General features: G+C 50.4%; 24 protein-coding genes and 1 other annotated feature. Of the genes, 8 read left to right on the top strand and 16 right to left on the bottom strand.

Going from position 1 to position 22,854, the window contains the following annotated elements; genetic code table 11:
* Positions 1-470 precede the first annotated feature (470 nt).
* The gene (gene tyrS, locus IV54_RS02845; protein ID WP_057877889.1) at positions 471-1,730 is read right to left on the bottom strand and encodes a tyrosine--tRNA ligase; all 1,260 of its coding nucleotides are present in this window, start codon (positions 1,728-1,730) and stop codon (positions 471-473) included.
* Between the two features lie 56 nt (positions 1,731-1,786).
* Positions 1,787-1,984 (bottom strand) — a binding site (T-box leader).
* Positions 1,985-2,029: 45 nt separating this feature from the next.
* Positions 2,030-3,400 (bottom strand): Nramp family divalent metal transporter, encoded by a 1,371-nt coding sequence (locus tag IV54_RS02840; protein WP_057877888.1) that lies wholly within the window; start codon positions 3,398-3,400, stop codon positions 2,030-2,032.
* A 209-nt stretch (positions 3,401-3,609) separates the two neighbouring features.
* Here IV54_RS02840 and IV54_RS02835 point away from each other — a divergent pair, with 209 nt between their 5' ends.
* Positions 3,610-3,849, top strand: a complete 240-nt coding sequence (locus IV54_RS02835) for a hypothetical protein (RefSeq protein ID WP_057877887.1) — start codon at positions 3,610-3,612, stop codon at positions 3,847-3,849.
* On the opposite strand, the gene IV54_RS02830 is transcribed toward IV54_RS02835, so the two are convergent.
* The 3 genes from IV54_RS02830 to IV54_RS02820 form a co-directional block, all read right to left on the bottom strand.
* Positions 3,846-4,235 carry a MarR family winged helix-turn-helix transcriptional regulator gene (locus IV54_RS02830; protein ID WP_057877886.1) on the bottom strand — a complete coding sequence of 130 codons (390 nt, stop codon included), beginning with the start codon at positions 4,233-4,235 and terminating at the stop codon, positions 3,846-3,848. The two genes, IV54_RS02835 and IV54_RS02830, sit on opposite strands and share 4 nt — an antisense overlap.
* Positions 4,236-4,382: 147 nt before the next feature.
* Entirely contained in the window at positions 4,383-5,861 is a 1,479-nt protein-coding gene (locus IV54_RS02825) for a helix-turn-helix domain-containing protein (RefSeq protein WP_057877885.1), read from the bottom strand.
* Between the two features lie 98 nt (positions 5,862-5,959).
* Complete coding sequence (locus IV54_RS02820; RefSeq protein ID WP_057877884.1) at positions 5,960-6,202, bottom strand: hypothetical protein; 243 nt, start codon at positions 6,200-6,202, stop codon at positions 5,960-5,962.
* A gap of 231 nt (positions 6,203-6,433) precedes the next feature.
* Here IV54_RS02820 and IV54_RS02815 point away from each other — a divergent pair, with 231 nt between their 5' ends.
* The 4 genes from IV54_RS02815 to IV54_RS02800 all read left to right on the top strand — a co-directional run bounded on the left by IV54_RS02815 (position 6,434) and on the right by IV54_RS02800 (position 9,510).
* Positions 6,434-7,654 (top strand): glycosyltransferase family 2 protein, encoded by a 1,221-nt coding sequence (locus tag IV54_RS02815; protein WP_057877883.1) that lies wholly within the window; start codon positions 6,434-6,436, stop codon positions 7,652-7,654.
* 1 nt (position 7,655) lies between these two features.
* Complete coding sequence (locus IV54_RS02810; RefSeq protein ID WP_057877882.1) at positions 7,656-7,946, top strand: hypothetical protein; 291 nt, start codon at positions 7,656-7,658, stop codon at positions 7,944-7,946.
* Positions 7,946-8,830 (top strand): polysaccharide deacetylase family protein, encoded by an 885-nt coding sequence (locus IV54_RS02805; protein WP_057877881.1) that lies wholly within the window; start codon positions 7,946-7,948, stop codon positions 8,828-8,830. Before IV54_RS02810 ends, IV54_RS02805 begins: the two co-directional genes overlap by 1 nt.
* 176 nt (positions 8,831-9,006) lie before the next feature.
* Positions 9,007-9,510, top strand: a complete 504-nt coding sequence (locus IV54_RS02800; protein ID WP_057877880.1) for an LURP-one-related/scramblase family protein — start codon at positions 9,007-9,009, stop codon at positions 9,508-9,510.
* A 377-nt stretch (positions 9,511-9,887) separates the two neighbouring features.
* On the opposite strand, the gene IV54_RS02795 is transcribed toward IV54_RS02800, so the two are convergent.
* Positions 9,888-11,300, bottom strand: coding sequence for a cytosine permease (locus IV54_RS02795; protein WP_057877879.1), 1,413 nt, complete (start codon positions 11,298-11,300; stop codon positions 9,888-9,890).
* Between the two features lie 28 nt (positions 11,301-11,328).
* Positions 11,329-11,769, bottom strand: a complete 441-nt coding sequence (locus tag IV54_RS02790) for a nucleoside 2-deoxyribosyltransferase (protein WP_057877878.1) — start codon at positions 11,767-11,769, stop codon at positions 11,329-11,331.
* 352 nt (positions 11,770-12,121) lie between these two features.
* Here IV54_RS02790 and IV54_RS02785 point away from each other — a divergent pair, with 352 nt between their 5' ends.
* The 3 genes from IV54_RS02785 to IV54_RS02775 are packed head-to-tail and all read left to right on the top strand — an operon-like array spanning position 12,122 to position 14,383.
* Positions 12,122-12,598 (top strand): PH domain-containing protein, encoded by a 477-nt coding sequence (locus tag IV54_RS02785; RefSeq protein WP_057877877.1) that lies wholly within the window; start codon positions 12,122-12,124, stop codon positions 12,596-12,598.
* Positions 12,585-14,021, top strand: a complete 1,437-nt coding sequence (locus IV54_RS02780) for a PH domain-containing protein (protein WP_057877876.1) — start codon at positions 12,585-12,587, stop codon at positions 14,019-14,021. Before IV54_RS02785 ends, IV54_RS02780 begins: the two co-directional genes overlap by 14 nt.
* Positions 14,022-14,035: 14 nt before the next feature.
* The gene (locus IV54_RS02775; protein WP_057877875.1) at positions 14,036-14,383 is read left to right on the top strand and encodes a DUF2200 domain-containing protein; all 348 of its coding nucleotides are present in this window, start codon (positions 14,036-14,038) and stop codon (positions 14,381-14,383) included.
* A 138-nt stretch (positions 14,384-14,521) separates the two neighbouring features.
* Here IV54_RS02775 and IV54_RS02770 read toward each other — a convergent pair whose 3' ends face one another.
* The 9 genes from IV54_RS02770 to IV54_RS02735 form a co-directional block, all read right to left on the bottom strand.
* Positions 14,522-15,472: an ABC transporter permease gene (locus tag IV54_RS02770; protein ID WP_057877874.1), complete on the bottom strand. Its 951-nt coding sequence runs from the start codon at positions 15,470-15,472 to the stop codon at positions 14,522-14,524.
* 11 nt (positions 15,473-15,483) lie between these two features.
* A complete protein-coding gene (locus IV54_RS02765) occupies positions 15,484-16,377 on the bottom strand; it encodes an ATP-binding cassette domain-containing protein (RefSeq protein ID WP_057877873.1) in 894 nt (297 codons plus the stop codon).
* Positions 16,374-16,748 (bottom strand): GntR family transcriptional regulator, encoded by a 375-nt coding sequence (locus tag IV54_RS02760; RefSeq protein ID WP_057877872.1) that lies wholly within the window; start codon positions 16,746-16,748, stop codon positions 16,374-16,376. The genes IV54_RS02765 and IV54_RS02760 overlap by 4 nt, the downstream gene beginning before the upstream one ends.
* A gap of 162 nt (positions 16,749-16,910) precedes the next feature.
* Positions 16,911-17,639, bottom strand: coding sequence for a DUF975 family protein (locus tag IV54_RS02755; protein ID WP_057877871.1), 729 nt, complete (start codon positions 17,637-17,639; stop codon positions 16,911-16,913).
* Positions 17,640-17,812: 173 nt separating this feature from the next.
* The gene (locus IV54_RS02750; RefSeq protein ID WP_057877870.1) at positions 17,813-18,031 is read right to left on the bottom strand and encodes a hypothetical protein; all 219 of its coding nucleotides are present in this window, start codon (positions 18,029-18,031) and stop codon (positions 17,813-17,815) included.
* A gap of 192 nt (positions 18,032-18,223) precedes the next feature.
* Complete coding sequence (locus IV54_RS02745) at positions 18,224-19,852, bottom strand: ABC-F family ATP-binding cassette domain-containing protein (RefSeq protein WP_057877869.1); 1,629 nt, start codon at positions 19,850-19,852, stop codon at positions 18,224-18,226.
* Between the two features lie 132 nt (positions 19,853-19,984).
* Positions 19,985-20,467, bottom strand: a complete 483-nt coding sequence (locus tag IV54_RS12060) for a helix-turn-helix domain-containing protein (protein WP_237756656.1) — start codon at positions 20,465-20,467, stop codon at positions 19,985-19,987.
* A gap of 8 nt (positions 20,468-20,475) precedes the next feature.
* Positions 20,476-20,844 (bottom strand): AraC family ligand binding domain-containing protein, encoded by a 369-nt coding sequence (locus IV54_RS12055; protein ID WP_237756655.1) that lies wholly within the window; start codon positions 20,842-20,844, stop codon positions 20,476-20,478.
* 812 nt (positions 20,845-21,656) lie between these two features.
* Positions 21,657-22,850 (bottom strand): MFS transporter, encoded by a 1,194-nt coding sequence (locus tag IV54_RS02735; protein WP_057877868.1) that lies wholly within the window; start codon positions 22,848-22,850, stop codon positions 21,657-21,659.
* Positions 22,851-22,854 lie beyond the last annotated feature (4 nt).

The raw sequence follows: 22,854 nt of genomic DNA, 5'->3' as shown, positions 1-22,854 counted from the left end.
CGCCCTACACATATTTGGTTTGTCGAAACAATGTTCAGTTTTCAAAGGTCTACCAGCTGTTTGCCGAAGCAATCAGCTTAATTATCATACCATTCTATCAGTATGCTGTCAACGAAATATTGATGTATCAATATTTCGTTGCAATTGACTGCCACAAATGCAACAGCTCAACCAATATAACATCTTGCCATCTGCTCTGTCAACAACTATTTTCAATGCTTAAATTGGTCTAGTTGGTGACTCGCTGTGACAACGTCTATAACTATACCAACCAGAGACCCCCACCGTCAACTAAAAATTGAAAATAAACGTATCTTTTTTCAAAGGCAAATCTTATGGTTGAAAGCTCGTGAATTGTTAACTGACGGCCGTGTGTTTCCTACCTTTTCCTTGGCAATCATTCGCCTTTATTCTGGCGCCAAAAAAGCCCAACTACCATTACTGGCAATTGGGCTCCATCTATTCAATCCTTAATCGGCAATCCGGACTAAGAAGTAACGCTTCTTCCCACGACGAATAATCACAAACTTACCGTCAAAGGCACTCTTAAGGTCAACATCAGCAGCCACATCCGTGACCTTTTCACCATTAACCCGAATCGCACCGTTCGTGATGTCTTCACGGGCTTGACGCCGTGAAGATTCAATCTTGGTGTCATCAACTAACCATTCGACGATGTTCTTCGTTTCGGCGCTAACCGTTACGGATGGCATCTTCTTGAAACCTTGTTCGATTTCACTAGCAGACAGGTCAGCCACATTACCAGAGAACAAGGCCTTGGTAATATGTTCGGCTTCAACCACGGCTTCATCCCCGTGAACAAAGGCCGTCACTTCTTCAGCTAACCGCTTTTGGGCTTCCCGCTTCTCTGGGTGCGTCGCCACAGCCGTCTCTAATTCCTTGATTTGATCTTCATCTAAGAAGGTAAAGTACTTCAAGAATTTAACAACATCGCGGTCATCCGTGTTAATCCAGAATTGGTAGAACTCGTAAGGTGACGTCTTTTCAGGGTCCAACCAGATGTTGCCCCCTTCGGACTTCCCGAACTTAGTCCCGTCAGCCTTCAGCAATAATGGAATCGTTAACCCGTAAGCCTTAGCTTCGCCACCCTGTTCCTTATGAATCAGGTCAATTCCGGCAGTGATGTTCCCCCATTGGTCGGCACCCCCGATTTGGAGTTGGACATCTTCTGCCGTGAACAAATGAAGGAAATCGATCGATTGTAAGATTTGGTAAGTGAATTCCGTGTAGGAAATCCCGACTTCTAGCCGTGAGGCCACAACTTCCTTATTTAACATGTTGTTCACGTTAAACAGCTTCCCGTAATCACGCAGGAAGTCCAGGAGGGAGAGCTTGGATAACCAATCGTAGTTGTTCACGATCTTAAAGGTCCCGTCCTGTCCGAAGAGATGTTCCATTTGTTTTGTCAGGCACTCTTGGTTGTGACGAACTTGGTCCATCGTTTGAAGAACTCGTTCGGCCTTCTTACCTGACGGGTCTCCGATTGAACCGGTAGCCCCACCAATCACAATGTATGGTCGATGGCCAGCTAATTGGAATCGTTTCAAAATCATGAAGGGAATCAGGTGTCCAATGTGCATGGAGTCCCCAGTGGGGTCGATCCCAGCGTAGAGACCCACTGCCTTTTCATTTACCAGTTCACCCAGCCCGGCTTCATCCGTTTGCTGGTTAATGGCACCACGCCATTTTAGTTCATCAATAATTGACATCTGCAAGTCCTCCTAAGGTTTATTTCCAATAAAAAAGTCCCCAATGACTAATAGTCATCAGGGACGAATTGAAATCCGCGTTACCACCCAAGTTGTTGTCAATTGACAACCGCTCGTCATTGTTAACGGAATGACCCGCCGATCACTCGGCCGCTCCACAGGGTAATTCGTGATGATGGTCGTCCTAACTTCCAGCGCCGTTAGGTCTCTTAACCGGTGCCACCCTCACTACTGTACTGCTTCATCGCTTATGATGTGATCATACCGGCCCATCCCCGAAAAGTCAATACATGGCGGGGTTAAAATAACCCGCTGAGACTTCCCCAAACAATTTGGAGGTTCAAAATAGTCAAAACTGCGGTACAAACCCAAGCCAGAATGGTAACCCACTTCTTATTAACGTACTCCTCACCCATAATCTTCTTAGAAGAGGTGAAGACCGTCAGTGGAATCATGGAAAACGGCAAGGCGATCGACAGGAAGACCTGCGAGTTTACTAATAAATGATCTAGCGCTGCTTCATTACCCCCATAGATAATCGTGCAGACCACAACGGGAACCACGGAAACCAGTCGGGTCACCAATCGACGAACCCACAAAGGGACCTTCATATTGATGAAGCCTTCCATAATAACTTGTCCGGTCAACGTTCCGGTAATCGTCGAGTTCTGTCCGGAGGCTAATAAAGCCACCGCAAACAATGTCGACAAGAGTGGTGAAGCCACTGCCCCAGCCAGTCGATTATCCTGTAAGGCTGCGTACAGGTTTCCGAACGTGCCCAACTGGTCGGTCGCCTTGCCGAAGAACATGGCTGCTCCCAACAGTAACAAGAGACAGTTGATGACGAACGCCCCGAACAACTGAATGTTAGAGTCCCAGGTGGTGAACTTCACTGCCCGTCGCATCTCATCTGGGTCCGTGCGATCGAACTTCCGGCTTTGCGAGATGGAAGAATGCAGGTAAAGGTTATGTGGCATCACAGTCGCCCCGACGATTCCCAAAGCCATCGTCAACTGCCCCGTATGCATGATTTCCGTCCGTGGAACCAAGTTAGCCACCGCTTCTCCCATGTTAGGTTGGGCGATGATCACTTCATAGGCAAAGACCACGAGGATCACGGTAATCAAGCAAACCACAATGGCTTCGATCTTTCGGAAACCCAGCTTGGTTAATACTAATAGAAGTAACACGTCAAAGACCGTCAGGGAAACCCCCAAGATCAGCGGTACCCCAAAGAGTAATTGCAGAGCAATGGCGCCCCCGATCACCTCGGCAATATCCGTGGCCATAATGGCTAATTCTGTTACCACCCAGAGGATGGCCCCAATGCGTTTGGTCGTATGAGCCCGCGTCGCTTGGGCCAAGTCCATTTGAGTCACAATTCCCAGTTTAGCCGCCATGTATTGTAATAACATCGCGATTAAACTCGAAATCAAGATCACAGACATTAACAGGTACCCGTACTGTGCACCCCCACCGATTGACGTTACCCAATTACCTGGATCCATGTAACCCACGGCAACCAGAGCTCCCGGTCCAGAAAAGGCCATCAGGTTCTTCCAAAATCCTTTACTCTTCGGAATGGCCACCGTGCCATTGATTTCTTGCAAGGACGGCCCGTTTGCGTAACCGGTCACCCCGGTGTTTTCCGTTGAAACATTGTCGCTCATGTTTTTTTCACGCTCTCTTTCTCTTTAGCTATCTCACCATTATACTGACGCGACAGGGGTTGTAAAGATTTATTTTGATTAGCCAAACTTTTATTTTATATTACCCGATAAATAACTAAACCTAAAAATACCCCCGAACCTTGCAATTCAACCAGGGCGCGCGGATAATAGGCAAAGTCTTATTTTTTTCGGAAAGGTGCTGTTGACGCATGAATCACACGAGATTCTTTCTAAAAATGCTCGCCCCTATTTTCATTGCCGTTCTGGTTATCGCTGGCCTCAGTGCCTGGGTTGCTGGTCGCGTGACCGCAACGACCGTCGGACTCGTTAGCTTAGGCGTGGCCGGCCTCGCCATAACCGTGATAAGTGGCCTCATCGCCGACCTTTGGGCACATTCCCAAACGGCCGCACATTCCCTGAATGATCAACAAAAAACCGGGAGACCTTAACTGGTCTGCCGGTTTTCTTCTACGGTCGTATTCTTTAAATGTTGAAGGATTCCCGCCAGCTGATCGGGCAACTCCCGTTGAATCACAGCCAGTTGACTCTCCCCCGCAGGTGTCAACGCCAAGTAGCGCCGACGCCGGTCACGTGAAATGACGCGCTGACTCAAATAGCCGCGCTTACAGAGATCCACCACTAAGTTAGAGGTTCGTGTCGCAGAGAATCCCAGCTTTTCCGCGGCCTGAGCCACGGTCAGCTGATCGACAGCAACATAATTCAACAACTCACACTGGGGCAAGTTCAAGTCAAGGCTGGCTAGGGGCTGGTTGTAACACTTGGTCACCACCCCATAGATTTGTGTTAACTGGCGTAATTGCGCTTCCTCCACCATCGTTTTCCACTCCAATTTTTATCTATGTATCCGCTTTCATTGTACCACGAATAGGGACTGTGCTCTATGCCCTTTCCCCGGCAGCTTGGAATCGCCGACCACTTAAAAAGGACTCGAGCAAGCACCCGAATCCTTGGTCGCCACTTCCTAATCTGGTTGGTGGCTGCGATTATTAAAGTCTAAGGCAAATAACGACAGATCGTGATGCCGCAACACGCCAATCAATCGATCCAAGTTCTCCCCATAGGCAATCTCCTTGACCCAGTGGAAAGACTCCAACTGATGTTGCTCAGCAAACCCGGCCGCTAGCGGATCCACGCCATAAATGACCAAGTAATTATCACGTCGATCGGGTTCAATCACAGTCTGATCGGTCAGCAGACTCAGATGGACGATCCCACTGAGCAACCGGTTAAAGATATCCGTGGTAACCCCAATCATATCGTAGGTAACCAGAATCTCTACCTTGGCGGCCGTCAACGTCAAGCCATTGGTGTACTTACTCAGGTAACGTTGAACCAGCCGCAAGTCGGCCGGGATCACCTGCTGGGGATACAGCCGCTGCATGGATTTGGCAATCGCCAACGCCGCAGCCTTTGATTCATCGGTTGGCTGGTAAAGCGCAGTAATTTCCGGTCGGAGCAACGGGTCCACCCGAAACAGTAACATGAACTGACATAACGCAAATAACCAGTTGGCAAACCAGTTCCGGCCGGTCGCATAGTCACTGAGTGCTGGCACGCCAGGTGCTAATTCATAGCTACCAACGTGCTGCTTCAACGCTAGATACAGACGCACCATCGCATGGGGCTGCAAGGCACGGACGAAATATGGTGAACTGGTCAGCAGATAGTCTAACGGCGCCAACTGTCGCAACGCCACCTGAGGCGTAACCCCCAGCGATGCCTGCAACATCCCCGCTAACTGCCGGAGATCCACCAGGTGGCCAATGGCAAACCGCAATGATTTGTACCGGTGACCCTGTGACCAGCGCAAAACAGCTACCGTAATCAGAAGTTCCCGGCGTTGGGCCAGACTAGTGGATTCTTGATACAACTCATCATTCGTATAGGTCTCAATCAACGCCCGACGCAGTGGTTGCAAGGCAACCGGAATTGCCGGCAGTTCCCCGACCGCCGTGATCGTGGTACTAAACAGCATAAAATACAACAGTTCAATCAACGCTTCATTCCCGGTCAACCGCAATGGATTCGCCGCAAACTGTAAATCGTATTGCGCCAACTGCTGTTTCATCGGTCGAATCCGCCGGTTAAAGGTGGATGAGCTGATCTGGTGATCCTCGCAAAAAGCGGCAATCGTCGGATACTTCTGCGTCAAGGTCGCCATCATCATTTGATAGGGCAAACTGGTCGTGTACAGCCAGTGCCGATAGCCATCCATCGTAACCGCCGTCTGGAGGTCATCCTTAGTCAACGTCGTTTGGGCATCTAAGACTTTTAAGTCGGCGCGTAGACTCAACAACACGTGGTAAGCTCGCGAGTAGCTCACGGACGTCGATTCCGCAAAGTCGGTCAAATTAAAGTGGCGCCCGTGGTCATTCATAAAGGTTAACAGTCGGATCTTCAGAATCTCACGCGCTGTTAACATCGCAAAGTCAATCTTCACTTTACTTCACTTCACTTTTCAATCGGCTTGAGGATATAGACAAGGCCCCCTTGCCCGATGGGCTGAAGGGGGTCTGCTCTGTTTATTTAACAGCCGGATTAATCGATGCTGGTAATGGTAATGTTCCGTTCATCAAAGTCCGTCAACGTTTCCTTTAAGATAATCCGTGGATCATCGTAACGCACACCTGGTAAGGCACTGCTCAGGTAGTTTCCTGTCATCCGGCCTTCAACGACTTCTGGCTGAATTAAGACATCCTGACCAACGTCCGTGGATAGCGTTACGCTTTCGCCCGCAACCAACCGGTCCACTAATGGTAAAATTGGCATCTTTTGCATCATTCCGATCACCCTCCAATTCTTATCTTTCCACTCCTCATTCTACCACGGTGACCCGCAATAATTCCCGTCGACCGCTCGGCCAAGAACAATTAAAAATAAATATAATTATTAAAGCTTACGTTTTTACCACAATTCAATTCCCCCATTTCACCGCCCCTCCTAGCATGCTATGCTCTAGGTCAAGCTAGTTAATATCGTTTATGTTCAATATTGGGGGAGAATTTTAAAGTTATGTGGTTTAACAATCTAAGTACGGCCTTTGTGGTCGGCTATCCCATCTTCGTTTCGATCATTTGGATTACCGGCTGCCTGTTTTCAAGCCTCTATCGACGGCAACAATCGCGCACCTTGGTCAAGCCCGTTGAGGCCCCATTCGTCTCAATCCTAGTTCCAGCTCACAATGAGGTGGCGACACTAGAAGAGGCCATCCAGTCCTTAGCAGCGTTGGATTACAGCCATTATGAGGTGGTTTTAATTGATGATTGTAGTAGCGATGCCACGCGAGACCTCATGGCCTCACTCAAGGAACAGTGGCGTGGTCAGCTTGACATGACCATTGTGGCGTTGCCGGTGAATCGTGGTAAGGCCAATGCCCTGAATCAAGGTCTACGAGTCGCTCGGGGAGACTATCTCGTGGCCATTGATGCCGACTCACTGCTGTCGCCGGATGCCGTTACCCAATTAATCACCACGCTGATCGCCCAACCGGACTGCGGCGCCGTGACGGGAAAACCCGTCGTCCGTAACCGTTCTAATCTGCTAGGTCGTCTCCAACTGTTGGAGTACATTGGGGTGATCGATCTCATCAAGAAGGCTCAGGCCTACTTAACCGGTAGCATTACCACCGTTTCCGGGGTCATCGTGGCCTTTCGACGTGAAGCACTGGTTGCTGTTGGCGGGTGGAATCCCGATGTCATGACCGAGGATATCGACGTCACCTGGCGCCTTTATCGGCACCACTGGCGCGTCGCTTACGAACCACGAGCCATCTGCTGGATCTTGGTTCCCGAACGCTTACGCGGCTTGATTAAGCAACGTCAGCGCTGGTCACGCGGCGGTCTTGAAGTTCTGGTTACCAATTGGCGTGGCTTCTATCGTAACCCGTGGGGCCAACGTTTCCTGTTATTGGAGACAGTGGTCAGTAATTTGTGGGCGGTCCTCACGGCGTTAAGCGTCATCAGTTACGCCATTCAATTGCTCTTTCTACACGGACTGGCGCTAGATGGAAACCTTCTTGTGATCCTGCTGCTATTAAGCGGGATCCAATTTACTGTGGGCTTTCTGTCCTCGCAAGTGACCGCCAAGCTTGCGGTGCCAGAACTGTTACTCGTACCGGTCTACGTCCTGTACTATTGGATGGTCAACCTAATCAGCTGTCTTTCAGCGATTGGCTCCTACTTCATTAGTCCACAACGGACTGGCACTTGGCGCAGTCCAGATCGGGGGATTTAACATGCAAAAACAACCAATCGATCCCATCATTCGCCACCAAACGAGTCGCTTCAGTCGCTACGTTCGCGGGCTCGTGCTAACCGCCCTGTGGGGATTTGTCGCGATGATCGTCTTGGACAATATTAGTTTTAAAGCTGGCTGGTACAGCGATACGCTGGTCAGTCTGTACCTCCTCTTTAATCTGAAAGCCCACGCCGATGATCACTTGTTGGCCTTGATCGGCCTCTTGCTGATCCTCGTTCCCATTTACGCTGGCTGGCGGTGGGCCTGTCTGAAAAAGGAGGAACGCTAATGTCACGCTTATTTCGTAAGGGTCTCTTAGTGACCCTCCTGGTAACCCTGTTCTTCACCCTAGGCTGGACCGCTCATCGACAGGCCGATCAACAACAACACATGCAAGCCGGCTACGCGTTACCCGCCCAGTATCAAAAGGTACAGAACGGCATCATGGTCTTTTGCTACCACCGTGTGCTTCAGGATAGCCTGCCCACCCGTCTGGTCCAAGGACTTTCAAATAACTCCCAACTCCACGAATTTAACGTGCCGCTGGACCAATTCAAGTCACAAATGAAGTTTCTGAAGGCGCATCACGTGCAGGTCATCTCCGCCGACACCATGACGCAGATGGTACGGTCAGGAAAGCCGATCCACGGTAAATATGCCGTACTGAGCTTCGATGACATCGACCGCACCGTGATTGACAATGCCATCCCCGTGATGAAACATTACAACTTCCCCTTCACGACGTTCATTATCACCGGGAATACCGGCGAATACCGTGAGGGAACGCAACTGGCAACCTGGCGTCAGATTCGGACGGCTCAAAAGTCTGCCGGATCCCTCATGACGTTGGGGTTACACACCCACAACCTGCATCATTTGAACGCCCACTTTCAGCCGGTGTTCATGCAGCCACACTTTGTGGGTCGTTTCCAGCGCGACTTTGCATTGTCTAAACGCGAACTAAAGCAACATACCGGCGTTTCTGCCACGTCATTTGCCTTTCCTTACGGTTCGGGTACCACCCAAATTAATCAGTTTCTGGCGAGTCAACGTCTCGGTTGGGTCGCCACCCTGAACTCCGGAATTGTCACCGACCAAACCGATCTCAACGCGACCCCACGAATCGTGGTGAACCAAGAGAGCTGGCCGTCCATGAAGACGTGGCTATCCTAAACCAAACCACACAAAGCTAGGCCCCCTCCCTGCACATTTGAGGCGTGGGTGCCTAGCTTTCTTGTTTCTGCAAATGGCTTCCCTTAGCTCGAATAGTCAACTAGAATAGAGTCAATTACTCAAACCATTCTGCCATTCAAATCAGCTCAACCACAACTCGGATCGGAGGAAACACGATGTCTAAACTCTACCTAAATCAAAAAGTCTTGTCCTTACGAGATAAGTTCGATATTCTCGATGAACGTGACAACCCCGTCTATCACGCGGTTGGGAGCGTCTTTCGGATTCCGAAACATTTCGATATTCTCGATCTCAACGACCGCGTCGTGGCCAGCGTGACGAAGAAGCCCTTCACCTTGATGCCTCAGTTCACTCTGGAGATTGGCGGTCGTTCGGTGGCAACGATTCAAAAGCGCTTCACCTTTTTGAAACCCCACTACGACCTGAATGCGGCCGGCCTCACAGTTTCCGGTGATTTCTGGGACATGAACTTTGACGTCTCGCGGCAAGGGACCGTCGTCGGTCAGATTCGTAAACGTTGGTTCAGTGTCGGTGACAAATATGAAATCTCCACTTTTGATGACCAGGAGGAGCTCCTGTTAGTTGGCTTAGTCATTGCCATCGACTATGTCAAGAAGCAAGCAGAAGCCGCAGCCAGCGGCGCCGCGGCTGGTCATTAGGGTCACATCTCAAACACCAACGGCTAGTCCACGGAAATGCATTTCGACAAAACAAAACTGGTAACCATGGCTTGGAAGTCCCCAAGCGATGGTTACCAGTTTTTAATTTCATTTTTATTCAATTAGACTACTCATTAATTTAATGACAACAGGTTCTTCTGTATAGTGGTAAAAGTCGAATCTTAGCCGGAGGAGGCCAGGGATGGAGCCGGCCGTGGTGAGAATGTTAGACCGAGCGGTTTATCTCGGCCTTACATTCTGGGCGACTTTGAAGACCCGTGCTCTTGGCGGGGCTTCAAATCGAGCGAGAAGCCCATCGGGCTGAAGCGTCCCCACAGCAGGCGTAATCCCTGGCAGCCGCAGGCGGACAATTTAAACTAATTTACTTGTTCTTCACTACCAGCCTCAGAAGTTGTCACCGACATCCCAATCCAGTAAATCAAAGCCGTCAAAGCCATGGCGATAAATGTGGCTCCGACAGTATCCGCAATCACACTGACCTGTTTGAGACCCCAGTATGCGGCGACCCCGAGTGCCCAGCTGGCGACGGCCACCCAGTTCACCCCATGCGCGTACCAGTAGGCGCCACGCACGGCCGTAAATTCCTTCAGGTGGTAGCGACGCCGTTTCAGCACGAAGTAATCAAGCAGGAAGATGGCAATCTCGGGTCCCAGAAACATGCCAATCCCATCGAGGAAGGTTTCAAAGACGTCCAGAAAACTAGCGAGATAAACGGGAATAAAACTCACTGCAGTCGCCAAAATCGTCACCACCCACAGGCTCACGTTTAAGGAAAGGCGATGGGTGATGTTCGTTAAGGCTGACCCGGCCGACATCAAATTCACGGCATTGGCCGTCGTACTCGTCAAAACAATCACCAGCAGGGCAATCACCCCAAGTCCTAATTTAGCAGCCACGGTACTGGGGTCTGAGTTGTTCGGGTCAAAGTGGTTCAGCGATACCGCCGTCCCGATCGTGGCAAAAAGTCCAATCAAGGCAAACCAGAAGAGACCGATGTTGGCCCCTAGAAATGACGCGGTTGTGGCTGCCGAGCGTTTATTGGTAAAACGACTGAAGTCGGAGGCCGCCGTCACCCAGGCCAGGTTAAAGGCCGCTAGGGTATCCGCCGCGACGCCCGAAGACATCTTCAAGGCATGCGGTGGTTGCCAGCTCACGATATCATGGAATGACACCGTCTGAAAGACCACGACCGACTCCCAAAGAACGAAAACCACAACCAGGATAATGCCGACCCGTTCAATCAACCGCACCGACCGTTCCCCCATCGAGATACTCAGGAGGTGCAACACGCTCATGATGATAATCCCCACGATGAGGCCAAAGTTACCACCCGGCTTGCCATAGAGGGGCCATCCGAAGAGCTCCCCAAATATGTAACTGATGGACGTCGCGGCAATAAAGGTATTCACCGCGGCCCAACCAATGAACTGAACGACATTAATAATCGACGGTACAATGCTCCCTCGTAGACCAAACGAGGTCCGCGTTAGCGCCATCGCCGGCAACCCGGTGCGATAACCCATGTAGCTAGCCGCGGCCAGCAGAACGTAGGCCAGAACACCCACCACCATCAGTGTTGTCGAGGCCGTCAAGAAACCACACGCCGCAATCACGCCACCAATATACCAGGTCCCATTGTTAGCATTAGCGCCAATCCAGGTCGCAAATAAATCCCAATTTCCCATGCGGCGACTCTCACGTGGGACCGCATCGACGCGTCCATAAGTCTTGGCTGGTGCTTTGACCAGCGTTTTAATTTCCTGTGCCATGTGTTAGTCCCTCCTTGATTGTCGTGAATTACAGCACTTTCCCGGTAAATTCATTACTAGGTAATTGCTGGAAGTCATAAGTAGCAAGGGCCTTCACATCCTGAGTGTACCAGTGCAAGCTTTCCGAAATCATCAAGTTGACCTGTTCCGTCTTCTCTTGGAGGACGATGATAGGTTTGTGACTCATTGTGGCCACGCCCAACTCATAGGCCGTGCCGGAATCCACATTTTCAGCTTCGAAGTCAATCACCGTTACCACAATTTGAGCCGCCGCAATTTGGTCCATGTCACGGTGATAGATCTCAGTTGCCCAGGGCTTCGTGAATTGTTCGTGTTCGGCGTCTTGATGCAGGCGTGGCGAATAGAAATCCACGACTGTGGGATTGGCCTCTAAAGCTTGTTCAACCCGTTGAACGCGGTCGATTTGTTCGGGACTGAAGAACGGACTTGCAACATAGATTTGTGCCATGATAAATTCCTCCAAGTAGGTGTATTCAGTCCCCGGGCCCACAAAAAAAGCGGCCGAATCCCGCGAGAATTCCAGCCGCTAGCACCCACTGGTTTCCCAGTAGTTTCTACCGTACCTTTGCTAGCCTCACGGGACTAACTTCAAAGGACTGTTTGCTTATTGGAGAGTATTATACGGACTCCTAATCCAATCGTCAAACCCTAAATTGATGTCTTCGCCACTAGGTTAATCGTTTCACCTGCCGCAGTAACTGGTCTAGATCACTGTTCAAAAATATTTTTTCTCCTCCGGATGGGTTGCCGCCTCCCGCGGTCCTTGCTACACTGTTTCTAACAGGAGAGGAAGTTAGTTCATGTCACAATCACAACACCCGCTACCCAACCGAATTAAGCTGATTTGGGGAATCAGCGCTATCGGTAGCCTACTGGTTCTACTCGTCGTAACCGGCCTATTCTGGCTGGCTCAGACCTACTGGGATTGGGCTGCTTGGCTGACCGTCACCATGCTGGTCGTTGCCATCGGTGAACCCATCATTGAAACCGCTCTTATTCCCTATCGTTATCGTTTTACCCGCTACATGATTTCCGACACCGCCGTTGAGATGCAGGCCGGCTTCATCTTCAAGAAGCGCGTCGCCATCCCCATTGCCCGCGTCCAAAATGTGACGCTCAACGCCGGACCGCTGCTCCAATGGCGTAAGCTATCTAAGGTCACCGTAGCTACGGCCTCCACGACCCACACCATCGAAGGACTGGAGCTGACGACCGCCGAACAGCTGCGCGATCAGATCATGCAGCTCGCCCGGGAGGCCCGCCATGACCAAAACTAAACGCACGCACCCCTTAGGCCTTCTCGACCACCTTGCCAAATCGGTTAAAAATTGGTGGCCTCTTTTGATTATTATTCTGGCTCAGAGTCAGTCCTGGTGGGGCAAGCTTCTCATCCCCGCAGCGATTCTCATCTTCGTCATTTGGCCTCTGATCAGCTGGTGGTCCATCAGCTATCGGGTCACCCCAACGGCCTTGGAATTTCACTCCGGCATTCTAGTTCGTCATCATGAACACATTCCCTATGCCCGCATTCAAACAGTGCAACGGAAACAATGGTTCTATCTGGCACCTTTTCATTTAGAAGAGGTCTCGGTTGAAACGGCCAGCCACGAAGATGGCAAACCAGAGGTCCGGCTGGCCGCGGTAACGCCGGACGTCGCAGCCCTCATCGAACACTATCGTCAAGCGGCCAACACTGTCCCGACTGATAGCTCTACAGCGAATTCCGCGGAACCAGTTATCGCTCCTGCCGTACAGGCCACCTACGCCCTGACGACTCGACCTAGGTGGCAATTTGTCCTGACATCGACGGGATTTATCCCCATTCTCTTGGTGGCCTTGGGGATCTACGGTAAGCTCCCTCACAATCTCATCGAACGCCTAGGATCGGACTTGGCCCACTTGAGCGGCCTGTTCCTGATCATTGGTGGCTTGGCGATTGCTGTCGCCGCCTGGCTCTTTACGGTGGTCATGTTACTCATTCGCTACTTTCATTTCCGGGCAACCCGGATTGGTGACCAAATTCAGGTCGCCAAGGGCCTCTTTCAACGCAACACCATCACCGTCCCCTTGCAACGCATTCAGGCGGTTCGGTTCAAACAGAACGTCTTCCGCCAATGGATTGGGATCCAAACGGCCCAACTCCTCCTGGCTTCCCGTGCGGCGGCCGAGGACAACAATGACGACCTGGTGCTTCTCCCGGCTGTCACCCTGCCACAAAGCTATACCGCCTTGCGACCTTTCGTTGACTGGACACCAGCCACCTCACCCGACCTATCGGCCCTGAGTGTGACCAATGGTCGTCGGTGGCTACTGGTCCGCAACGCGCTGCTTATCGCTGTAGTTCCGGTGGCCATTGCTACTTGGTTCTGGCCGACCTGGAACGCCCTCTTTGACCTCGTCTTAGTCATTGCCTTTGGTCAGGGCCTGTTCGCAGCCAATAATACCGGCGGCAGCTTAGTCGGACACAAGCTCTTGGTCCTGCGCACCGGCCACTGGTGGACCCGTGAAACCTACTTGGTGCCCCTGGCTAAAATTCAGTCGGTTCGTTTACGTCAGTCAATCTGGATGAAACGCACTCACCTGATGCACCTCACTGTTAACGTCCGTCACGGTAATCGTAATCAGGCCATTGCCTTGCGTTACTTAACCGCCAATCAAGCCGAGTCTATCTACGACTGGTACCGCACGAACGCCATTTGAAAGGAGTTTTCGTTATGTCCACACAGCGAATCTTTACCATGCCTTTTGCCAAGGTCTACCCTCTCTATCTAAGTAAAGCCGAAAAAAAGAACCGATCAGCTGAGGAAGTTGACGCACCGATCTTGTGGCTCACTGGTTATGACCAGGCTGGTCTCAACCATCAGCTACAGGCCAACGTTGATTGCCAGACCTTCTTCGATCAGGCCCCAGCCTTCAATCCACGAGCCAGTCTAATCACCGGGTCCATCTGCGGCGTCAGAGTCGAGGACGTGGCCGATCCCACCATGCAGCGCATTCGCTACCTGGATAAACTGATCGACGAACTCGCCCACGGCAAGACGCTCGACCAAATCTACCGCTAGATCAAAAAACAGGCACCGCCGACAAACTTGTCAGCGATGCCTGTTTTTGTCGTCCAACCGTTCCCCAACGGTCAAACGCTCCCCCTGGATGACTGACTTCCCCAAGCCATGCCCATCCGATGTTTCTATTTTAAATTCCTACTCTCTAGCCTGTTTACTTTCTCGCCATTGATGCCACTTTTCACCCAAACGGGGCCGCCAGAGCCAACCGTAACCGAAGAGGGCTGCTAAGATAAATGCGCCCAACATGGTTGCGGCATCGGAATCGTAGCTGTACAGCCACGTGACGTACACCACAAAGACAATGTATACCGGAACCCGCAAGCGCGGGAACAGGAGATATTCCCCATTATGTTCGAGTGACAAGTGTGGATATAGAACGGCTCCCCAGATAAAGAGGACAACCGCGGTAATCAGCCAAACGCCCGCACCAATCCATGGTAAGGTTGCTTGGGAGATTTTGAACCAGGACCCACTTAAGATACTACCACCAATTCCACCTAAACCAACTAAAGAAAGAGTAAAGCCTGAGATCGTCACGATGAGCGACCCGGTCTGACCGACAATGAGTGCGGCAAACCAGCTCAGGGAGAACATCCCAATGGAGAAAGCCAATCCCATCGCCCAAGACGTGATCAGTCCTGGCCAGGCCAGCGTGAAGGTCGTGCCATTCGGCTTGCTGAGCCAGTAAAGGAGATATTGAACGGCCAAGATCACCACTGACATTCCCAACAGCGCACTCAGAGCGATCCGCAGTTTAGCCCAGTAGACCTTCAAGCGACTGAAGCCACTGCTAAAGAGAAACTCATTGAAGTGGTCCCGTAGGTCGAGGTGCATGATTTCCAACCCACCCAGCCAGAAGGCAAAGATGAGCCACCAGGAATAAGCGCTAAAGTAGTTTCCCTTATACACTTGCCACTTGTGAATTGACCCCGAAACAATGTGAATATTGGGTTCCGGATTCTGCTTCAGCGCGTGCAGTAGAATCAACGTCATCATGACGGTCCCCAACAGGGCAATGCCACCAATCACGGCCATCATTTTGCGATGACGCCGCCAAATTAAACGATCTAATTTATTGCTAAACATGTCTGCCCCTCCTACTTCATCATCTGGTAACCAGTCTCGTGAGCTAAGTTAGCCCGGAACAGGTCTTCCAACGTTAATGGTAATTCTTCAAACAACACGGGCTTCAAATCTTTCAAGGCCTGATCAACTTCCGGCGTGTAATTGGTAATGACCACCACCAAAACCCGACCAGAAACGCGAATCAACTGGCTGTGTTCCTTTAAGACGGCCGGAATCACCCGGTCGTTTAGGACCAACTGAATCTTCTTAGCCTTAGCCCGGATGTCTTCCAGGTTGTAATCGTGAACCAGTTTGCTGTCCTTTAATAACAACACCCGATCGCTCAACCCATCGAGCTCATTCAAGTCATGTGATGAAATCAGGAAGCCCTTCTGTTGGTCGGCCACCTCGTCAATGACCATCGAGGCAATATTTTCACGAATAATCACATCTAAGCCATCGAAAGGTTCATCGAGAATGATATACGTGGCGTTAGAGGTCAAGGCCAACACCAAGTTAACCAATGCGCGCATCCCTTTAGAAAGACGCCGATATTGGCTATTCCGGTCGAGTTTGAACTCGGCTAACAAGGATGTAAATCGCTGCTCGTCAAAGCGGGGATAAACCGCCATGAAGAAGTCCGGCAGTTCCCACAACCGATAATTATTTAAAAAGTTATATTGCGTGTCAATAAAGAATAATTGCTGTTGCCGACTGGGAACCTGCTGGACGTTCTGACCATCCACCGTGACCTGTCCGGCCTCTGGGACGTAGTGATTCATCATGCTCCGGAACAGCGTGGTCTTCCCGACCCCATTTCGGCCGACTAACCCCAGAATTTCTCCCGGTGCCCATTCAAACGTAATGTCCTGGATGATCTGCCGACCACCAATCTCTTTACTCAGTCCTGCTACATTTAAAGTCACTGTGCTTCCCCCTCATAGGCCACTTTGATCCAGCTCACGACGTCTTCTAAAGGCACGCCGAGATATTGAATTTCCGTCAGTAGCGTTAATAATTGTTTCTTGGTCGCGACGACTTGGGCGGAATCTCCCGCCGGTGCCGTGGTCTCCCGCACGTAGGTCCCTTTACCATGGACCGTTAAGATGACGTGCTGGGATTCTAACTGTTTATAAGCCTTGCTCACCGTATTCGGATTCAACTGTTCCTGGCGCGCCATTTCACGCACCGACGGTAACCGGTCTCCCGGTCGCAAGATTCCCTGAACGATTTGCTGTTTTACCCGCAATACCAGTTGCTCGTAGTATGGCAAACTGGATTGATCGTTAACTTGCATGCTCTTCACCCCTTGGTATGGCTGCCTGTTCTGTGTGTACTATTATACCTAGTACAGTTAAAAAGGCAACCCCCCGAGACGAAAAATCCCGAGCCAACCCCATTTTCAAAAGAAAGAGGGCTCGCTAAACCGCGCCACCCTCACGTTTTGTTTATTTTAAAATTAAGCTTCTGGCCCTTGATCTCCATCGAAGGTATCCGCTGCCGGCTGGTCTTCATCTCTGATCACAAGCTGGTTATAGAACTTGGCCCGCGTCTGATCATAGTACGGTTGCACAAACAAGGCGGCGAATCCAAAGGTAATGCCTTGCAACATCATCCATCCGATAAAACTCAGGTCCATGATAAAGAGAAAGGCTTTGTTGCCGTCCATCAGGCGACGAGATTCCGTGATCGCTTCTAACGGTGTGATCGGATCGTTCCGGTCGATGGCGTCACGATAAATATAAAAGGATTGCGAATACGCATAGGCTTTAATCATACCGGGAACAAAAAATAACAGGCTCCACAGGAAGGTAAAAATCCCCACCAGGATGGCAATAAAGAGCCAGCCTAAGAAGTACTGTCCTTTATCAAATAAGGCAAAACTCCGTTGAAGCGGGCTATCCATGGTAATTTTACCCCGGTCCAAGTCAATCATGGTCAATTGGGACCCCACCCGCATGATCGCAGACGCAATCGTTAGAACTCCGGCCAACGACAGGCCTCCACCTAAGACAAATCCAGAATTATTGTTCACGGCCATAATCCAATTCATACTGCGCTGGTAGGTCAGGCCCCCAATGAAACCCAAGGCCAACCAAAGAATAGTCAGTAAAAAGTAGAATTTAAAATGATCCAACACCTGAGCCTTGGCCCCGAGTTTGAAATCAATGCGATCCTGTGAATCCATAGCGAATCTCCTCCTCTGATGATTGCCCCATTGTAACATAATTGTAACAATAAGTTTAGGGGGTTCCTAAATTTAATGAAATCCGCTATTGCTAAGTTAATACCGGGCAACTGGTCCGCAGCACCTAAAAAAATCGGCAGCTCAATTTTCGAGCCGCCGATTTCAACTTTCATTTACTGACTACTCGATCCACTCTGACTTGGCAGGCCATTCGGCTTGCTAGGACGCTTGCCACTCATGCCCTTAGGGGCGTTTTTCATCTGCTGAGTTTGGGTCGACTTGGCCTGTTGTTGACCCAGAAGGTAACCCGTTCCCCCACCGCCAGCAAACAGGAGGAATCCTGCCATAACAAAGATTAACCAACGCTTGGGGCCTTGATGACTTGATTTCATGACGCACTCATCCTTTCGGAAGCTCGTGGCTTCGTTCATGAAAACCAGTCTAGCATTGGGAGCTTAATGGGAACTAAACGGCGTTGATTGCGGGATAAAAAAAGGGATGACGGCTGTCATCCCTTTGGTTTTTTGAATTTAGATGGTCGAAACGTGCGCTAGAAGGCAGCCAACTCCGCTTTCTATCACACTCTATTCGGCGTACAACGCTGCGACCTGATCCTGAACCTGTTTGTGGCCCAAGAATTCGTCGTAAGTTGTATCTGCTCGGTCGACGATTCCCTTTGGTGAGACCTCAATGATGCGGTTAGCAATCGTTTGAATGAACTCGTGGTCATGGGAAGTAAAGAGAATACTACTCTTGAAGGAAACCAGTGCGTCGTTTAACGCCGTGATGGATTCCAAGTCCAAGTGGTTGGTAGGATCGTCTAACAAGAGGACGTTTGCCTTGCTCAACATCATCTTGGATAACATTGCCCGGACCTTTTCGCCCCCGGACATCACGTCAACTTCACGGTTAACGTCGTCGCCGGAGAACAGCATCTTCCCCAGGAACCCACGAAGGAAGGTGTTGTCACTTTCTTCCTTGGATGCGAATTGCCGTAACCAGTCGATCACAGACATCTCGTTGTCAGCGAAGTAGTCGTTGACGTTCTTTGGCAGGTAGGTCGTGCTGGTCGTTTGACCCCAGGTAATGGTCCCACTGTCGGGTTCCAACTCACCGGAAATGAGTTGCATCAGAATCGTGGTCGTTAAGTCATTGCGGCTAATGAAGGCCACCTTCTCACCGGGACGCAGCGTGAAGTTCACGTCGTCAAGAATCGTGACGCCATCAATAGTCTTGCTCAAGTGTTCCACACGAACCAAGTCGTTCCCCAATTCACGTTCTGGATTGAATGAAATGAACGGGTACTTACGGGAGGATGGCTTGATGTCATCTAACGTGATCTTTTCAAGTTGCTTCTTCCGTGAAGTGGCTTGCTTAGACTTCGAGGCGTTGGCACTGAACCGGGCCACGAACTCTTGCAATTGTTTGATCTGGTCGGCCTTCTTAGCGTTGGCGTTAGCCTTCAGCTTAGCCGCCAATTCGCTAGATTCCATCCAGAAATCGTAGTTCCCAACAAACAACGTGATCTTCCCAAAGTCCACGTCACACATGTGCGTGCAGACCTGGTTCAGGAAGTGTCGGTCATGGGAAACGACGATGACGGTGTTTTCGTAACCTGCCAAGAAGTTTTCCAACCAGCTGATAGATTGGACATCTAACCCATTGGTCGGTTCGTCCAAGAGCAAGACGTCGGGATGACCGAATAAGGCTTGGCCCAGTAAGACCTTCACCTTTTGCGGTTCCGTCAATTCACTCATTGGCAACTGGTGAAGGGATTCATCGATGCCTAAGGATTGTAACATCTGACTCGCTTCGGCCTCGGCTTCCCAACCACCCATTTCGCCAAATTCGGCTTCGAGTTCGGCGGCACGAATCCCATCTGCGTCGCTGAAGTCGGCCTTCATGTAGATGGCATTCTTCTCAGTCATGATGTCATAGAGCTTCTTGTACCCTTGCATCACGGTGTTCAAAACCGTTTCATTCTCGAACGCAAAGTGATCTTGGTTCAAGCTGGACATCCGTTCATTCGGGCCCATGGACACAGTCCCAGTCGTTGGCTTGAGCTTGTTCTCAATGATTTTCAGGAACGTGGACTTGCCGGCGCCGTTAGCGCCAATGACTCCATAACAATTCCCCGGGGTGAACTTAAGATTGACTTCGTCGTAGAGCTTCCGGTCGGAGAACTGCATACTGACATTATTGACGGTTAACATGAACGATACCTCCTGTGATTTTCGCGTAAAAAACCAACGTGTCAATTAACGGCAACGTTGGCTCTGCACTCGTATTCGTTGTGTTATGTTGGCTCAGTCTACCATAAATACCCCATACAAGCAATGGTTATGCTACGACCAAGCCCGTTGTGCGGCATAGCGTTCGCGATAAGTCATCGGGGTCATTTGGAAGTGTTGCTTGAACGTCACGAAGAAATTCTTTTCCGTCCGGAAGCCCGTCTTGGTCGCAATGGTTTGAATCGAATCCTGAGAGGTCATCAAGAGCTCGGTGGCCCGTTCCAAACGAATCTGACCCAGATAGGCCTTGGGGGCCACCCCCATGTATTCCTTGAAGAAGCGGGAGAAATAAACGCTGGAATAATTCAGTCGTTCGGCTAAATCAGCAATCGAAAAGGCCGTGCCATACTTCTCCTGAATCTCGGTCACTGCCTGACGCAGTGGCTCTGGTAGGGGCAGTTGGTCATTGCTGACCTGCCCGTTAACCTGTAAGTGTTTTAACAATTGACCCACCAATTGATATTCCGCACCTAAACTCGCGAGATAGTCTGCCCGCTGATCGGGTTCCGTCACGGCATTGGTGGCTAGCGTGTCCACAGCGCGGCCTAAGTCACTATATGGTCTGCTCTCAGATCCAGGTCTAAAGGCCCCCAGATCGGCAGCTGTTCGTCCTCAACCACATTTCGTAGCCAGGCTGCGGGTAAGAGAAGGGTCACAATTTGATTATCCTCATCCAAATACGTTTCATAACTGTGCACCACTTCAGAGTTAACCACGTAGAGGTGGTGATCCTGCATTTCAAACGTCGAGCTCCCAATGTGAACGGTTCCTGGATGGCCCCGATAAGCATAGGCCAATTCCACCGAATTGTGCCAGTGCGGCAAAACCATTTTAGGTCCACAAGTGCCGTGATCGATGACTCTCAGCGGCAGTGCCATCGTATAATTCAGTCGTTCGTGATACGGCTGTGGCATGGTGATTCCTCCCTTTCAAACTTTGAACAAACCCAGCCATTTCTGGCGTCATGATTTAACTAGACCAATCTTCTCAATTACGCTTAGTATTAGCATACCACGTACAGGACCAACTAGGTTAAAATTAGTAACTCACTCCTTAAATTACGGGATTCACCAAACCCATAATCCCCCATATAATGTACTTGTAACATCCGGATGGATACAAATCATTTGATGCCTGATAGGTCTTTCCAACGAGACCAATTCGGGGTCAAAATGCTTTGTTTGCCGCTTCAACTTGTTTGTGCGCTACTGGGGGGTAACGCATAAATACCGCGACCGTTTAGTTTGTTCGAGCCGTAACTCAACAGCTGGCGCCATCCTGGTTCATGACCACACGTTGTCCCTTTGGGGAGGGACAATGTGGCTGACACCAACCAACTATTTATTACTGGATCACTGATTCTCTTGGGGAAGAGACCAGTGATACGGTTGTTCCAACAGAATAGGCCATGGCCAATCGGAGGCTTTGGGGGAGGCAGCTAGCTTTGCTAGCTGCTTTTTGTGTTCTCGGTGGAATTAAAAGCCGTTTAGAACCTAGTGGGGCAGCGTGTTTGGCCCCTTCGCTTAATCTTTTATAGGTGAATAAAAAAAGCCTGGAAACTAGTCCCAGGCTCTTCTGTCGTTGGTATTTATATGGTGGAAACGTGTGAAAAAGGGCAGTCAGTTCCGCTTAACACTGATAACCAAATAATCCAAAGCCAGGATTATCTGGTTATCACCGTTAATGCTCGCTGACTAACCGCCCTTTTCCACACTCTTTTTCTTTTCTATTCTACCGATTGCATCGCTTCGGGCCGTTTCAACAGAAACGCCATCAGGTAAGAAACGATGAGGAAACCCGCTACCACGAGGTATGGGTAGTGGGGGTTCATGTCTAGTAACATCCCCGACATGATGGGGCCGACAATGTTACCGATACTGGTAAGCGACATGTTCAATCCATTAATCAAGCCTTGGTTGGATTCACTGGCTTTGGTTAACAGCGTGGTAATCGCTGGGCGTAATAGGTCAAATGAGGAGAAGATAATTAGTGTCGCGATCATCACGGCAATCTTCCCGTGAGCCTGAGTAATCCAGACCACACAGATGGCTGCCAGGAAGAAGCAGGCCCGAATAACTCGCCGTTCCCCCCATCGACTCACCAGGGTATCAAACATCGCCACTTGCAGGAATAATGAGATTAATCCATTAAGGGTCAACACTAACGCGATATTGCTTAAGCTAAAGTGGAACACTTCGTTGACGTAGATACTGTAAATACTTTCAAACCCTTGCAGACCAAACGAGGAAACCAGAATCATGGTAAAGAGAATGATAATCGGCACCGTCCAGAAAGCTCGGCTCATGGGATGAGCTGAAGGCTCTGCGATGGGATCATCAACCTCAGCCATGGTCTTCTTGGTTTCGGCATCGCTGGGTAACAGGCTGATCAGGACAATTGCACTGACTAACCCTAGGGCACCAGCGGCCCAGAATGGCGTCTTATAACTGATACCCGCCAGAATTCCCCCGATACCAGGTCCCAAGATGAGTCCCCCACTAAAGGCGGCCGACAGCCAGCCAATAACTCTGGCTCGCTGATGCTTCGTGGTAATATCGGCGGCCAAGGCCATCGCCGTTGGCACCACCATGGCGGCGGCCAACCCACCGATTAACCGTGAAATGTTGAAGACCATTAACCGGTTGGTCAAGGCAAACAGCACTTCGGACACCATGAATAGCAGGAGTCCTGCAGTTAATACCGGCTTCCGTCCGATGCGATCGGAGAGCCGCCCAATGATTGGCGAAGCCACGAACTGGGCAAAGGCAAAGAGGGAATTCATAATCCCCATATCGGTGGCGGTCAGATGCAACTCATTCTTGATAAATGGCATGACCGGAATCACTAAGCTAATTCCTAGACAGACTAGGAATTCACTAAAAATTAAAATAAAAATGGCCCGTTTCGTTTTTTTCGTCACGGTG

The organism is Levilactobacillus paucivorans (assembly GCF_001437125.1).
GTDB lineage: Bacteria > Bacillota > Bacilli > Lactobacillales > Lactobacillaceae > Levilactobacillus > Levilactobacillus paucivorans.
This window is presented reverse-complemented; position numbering and strand designations above follow the sequence as displayed.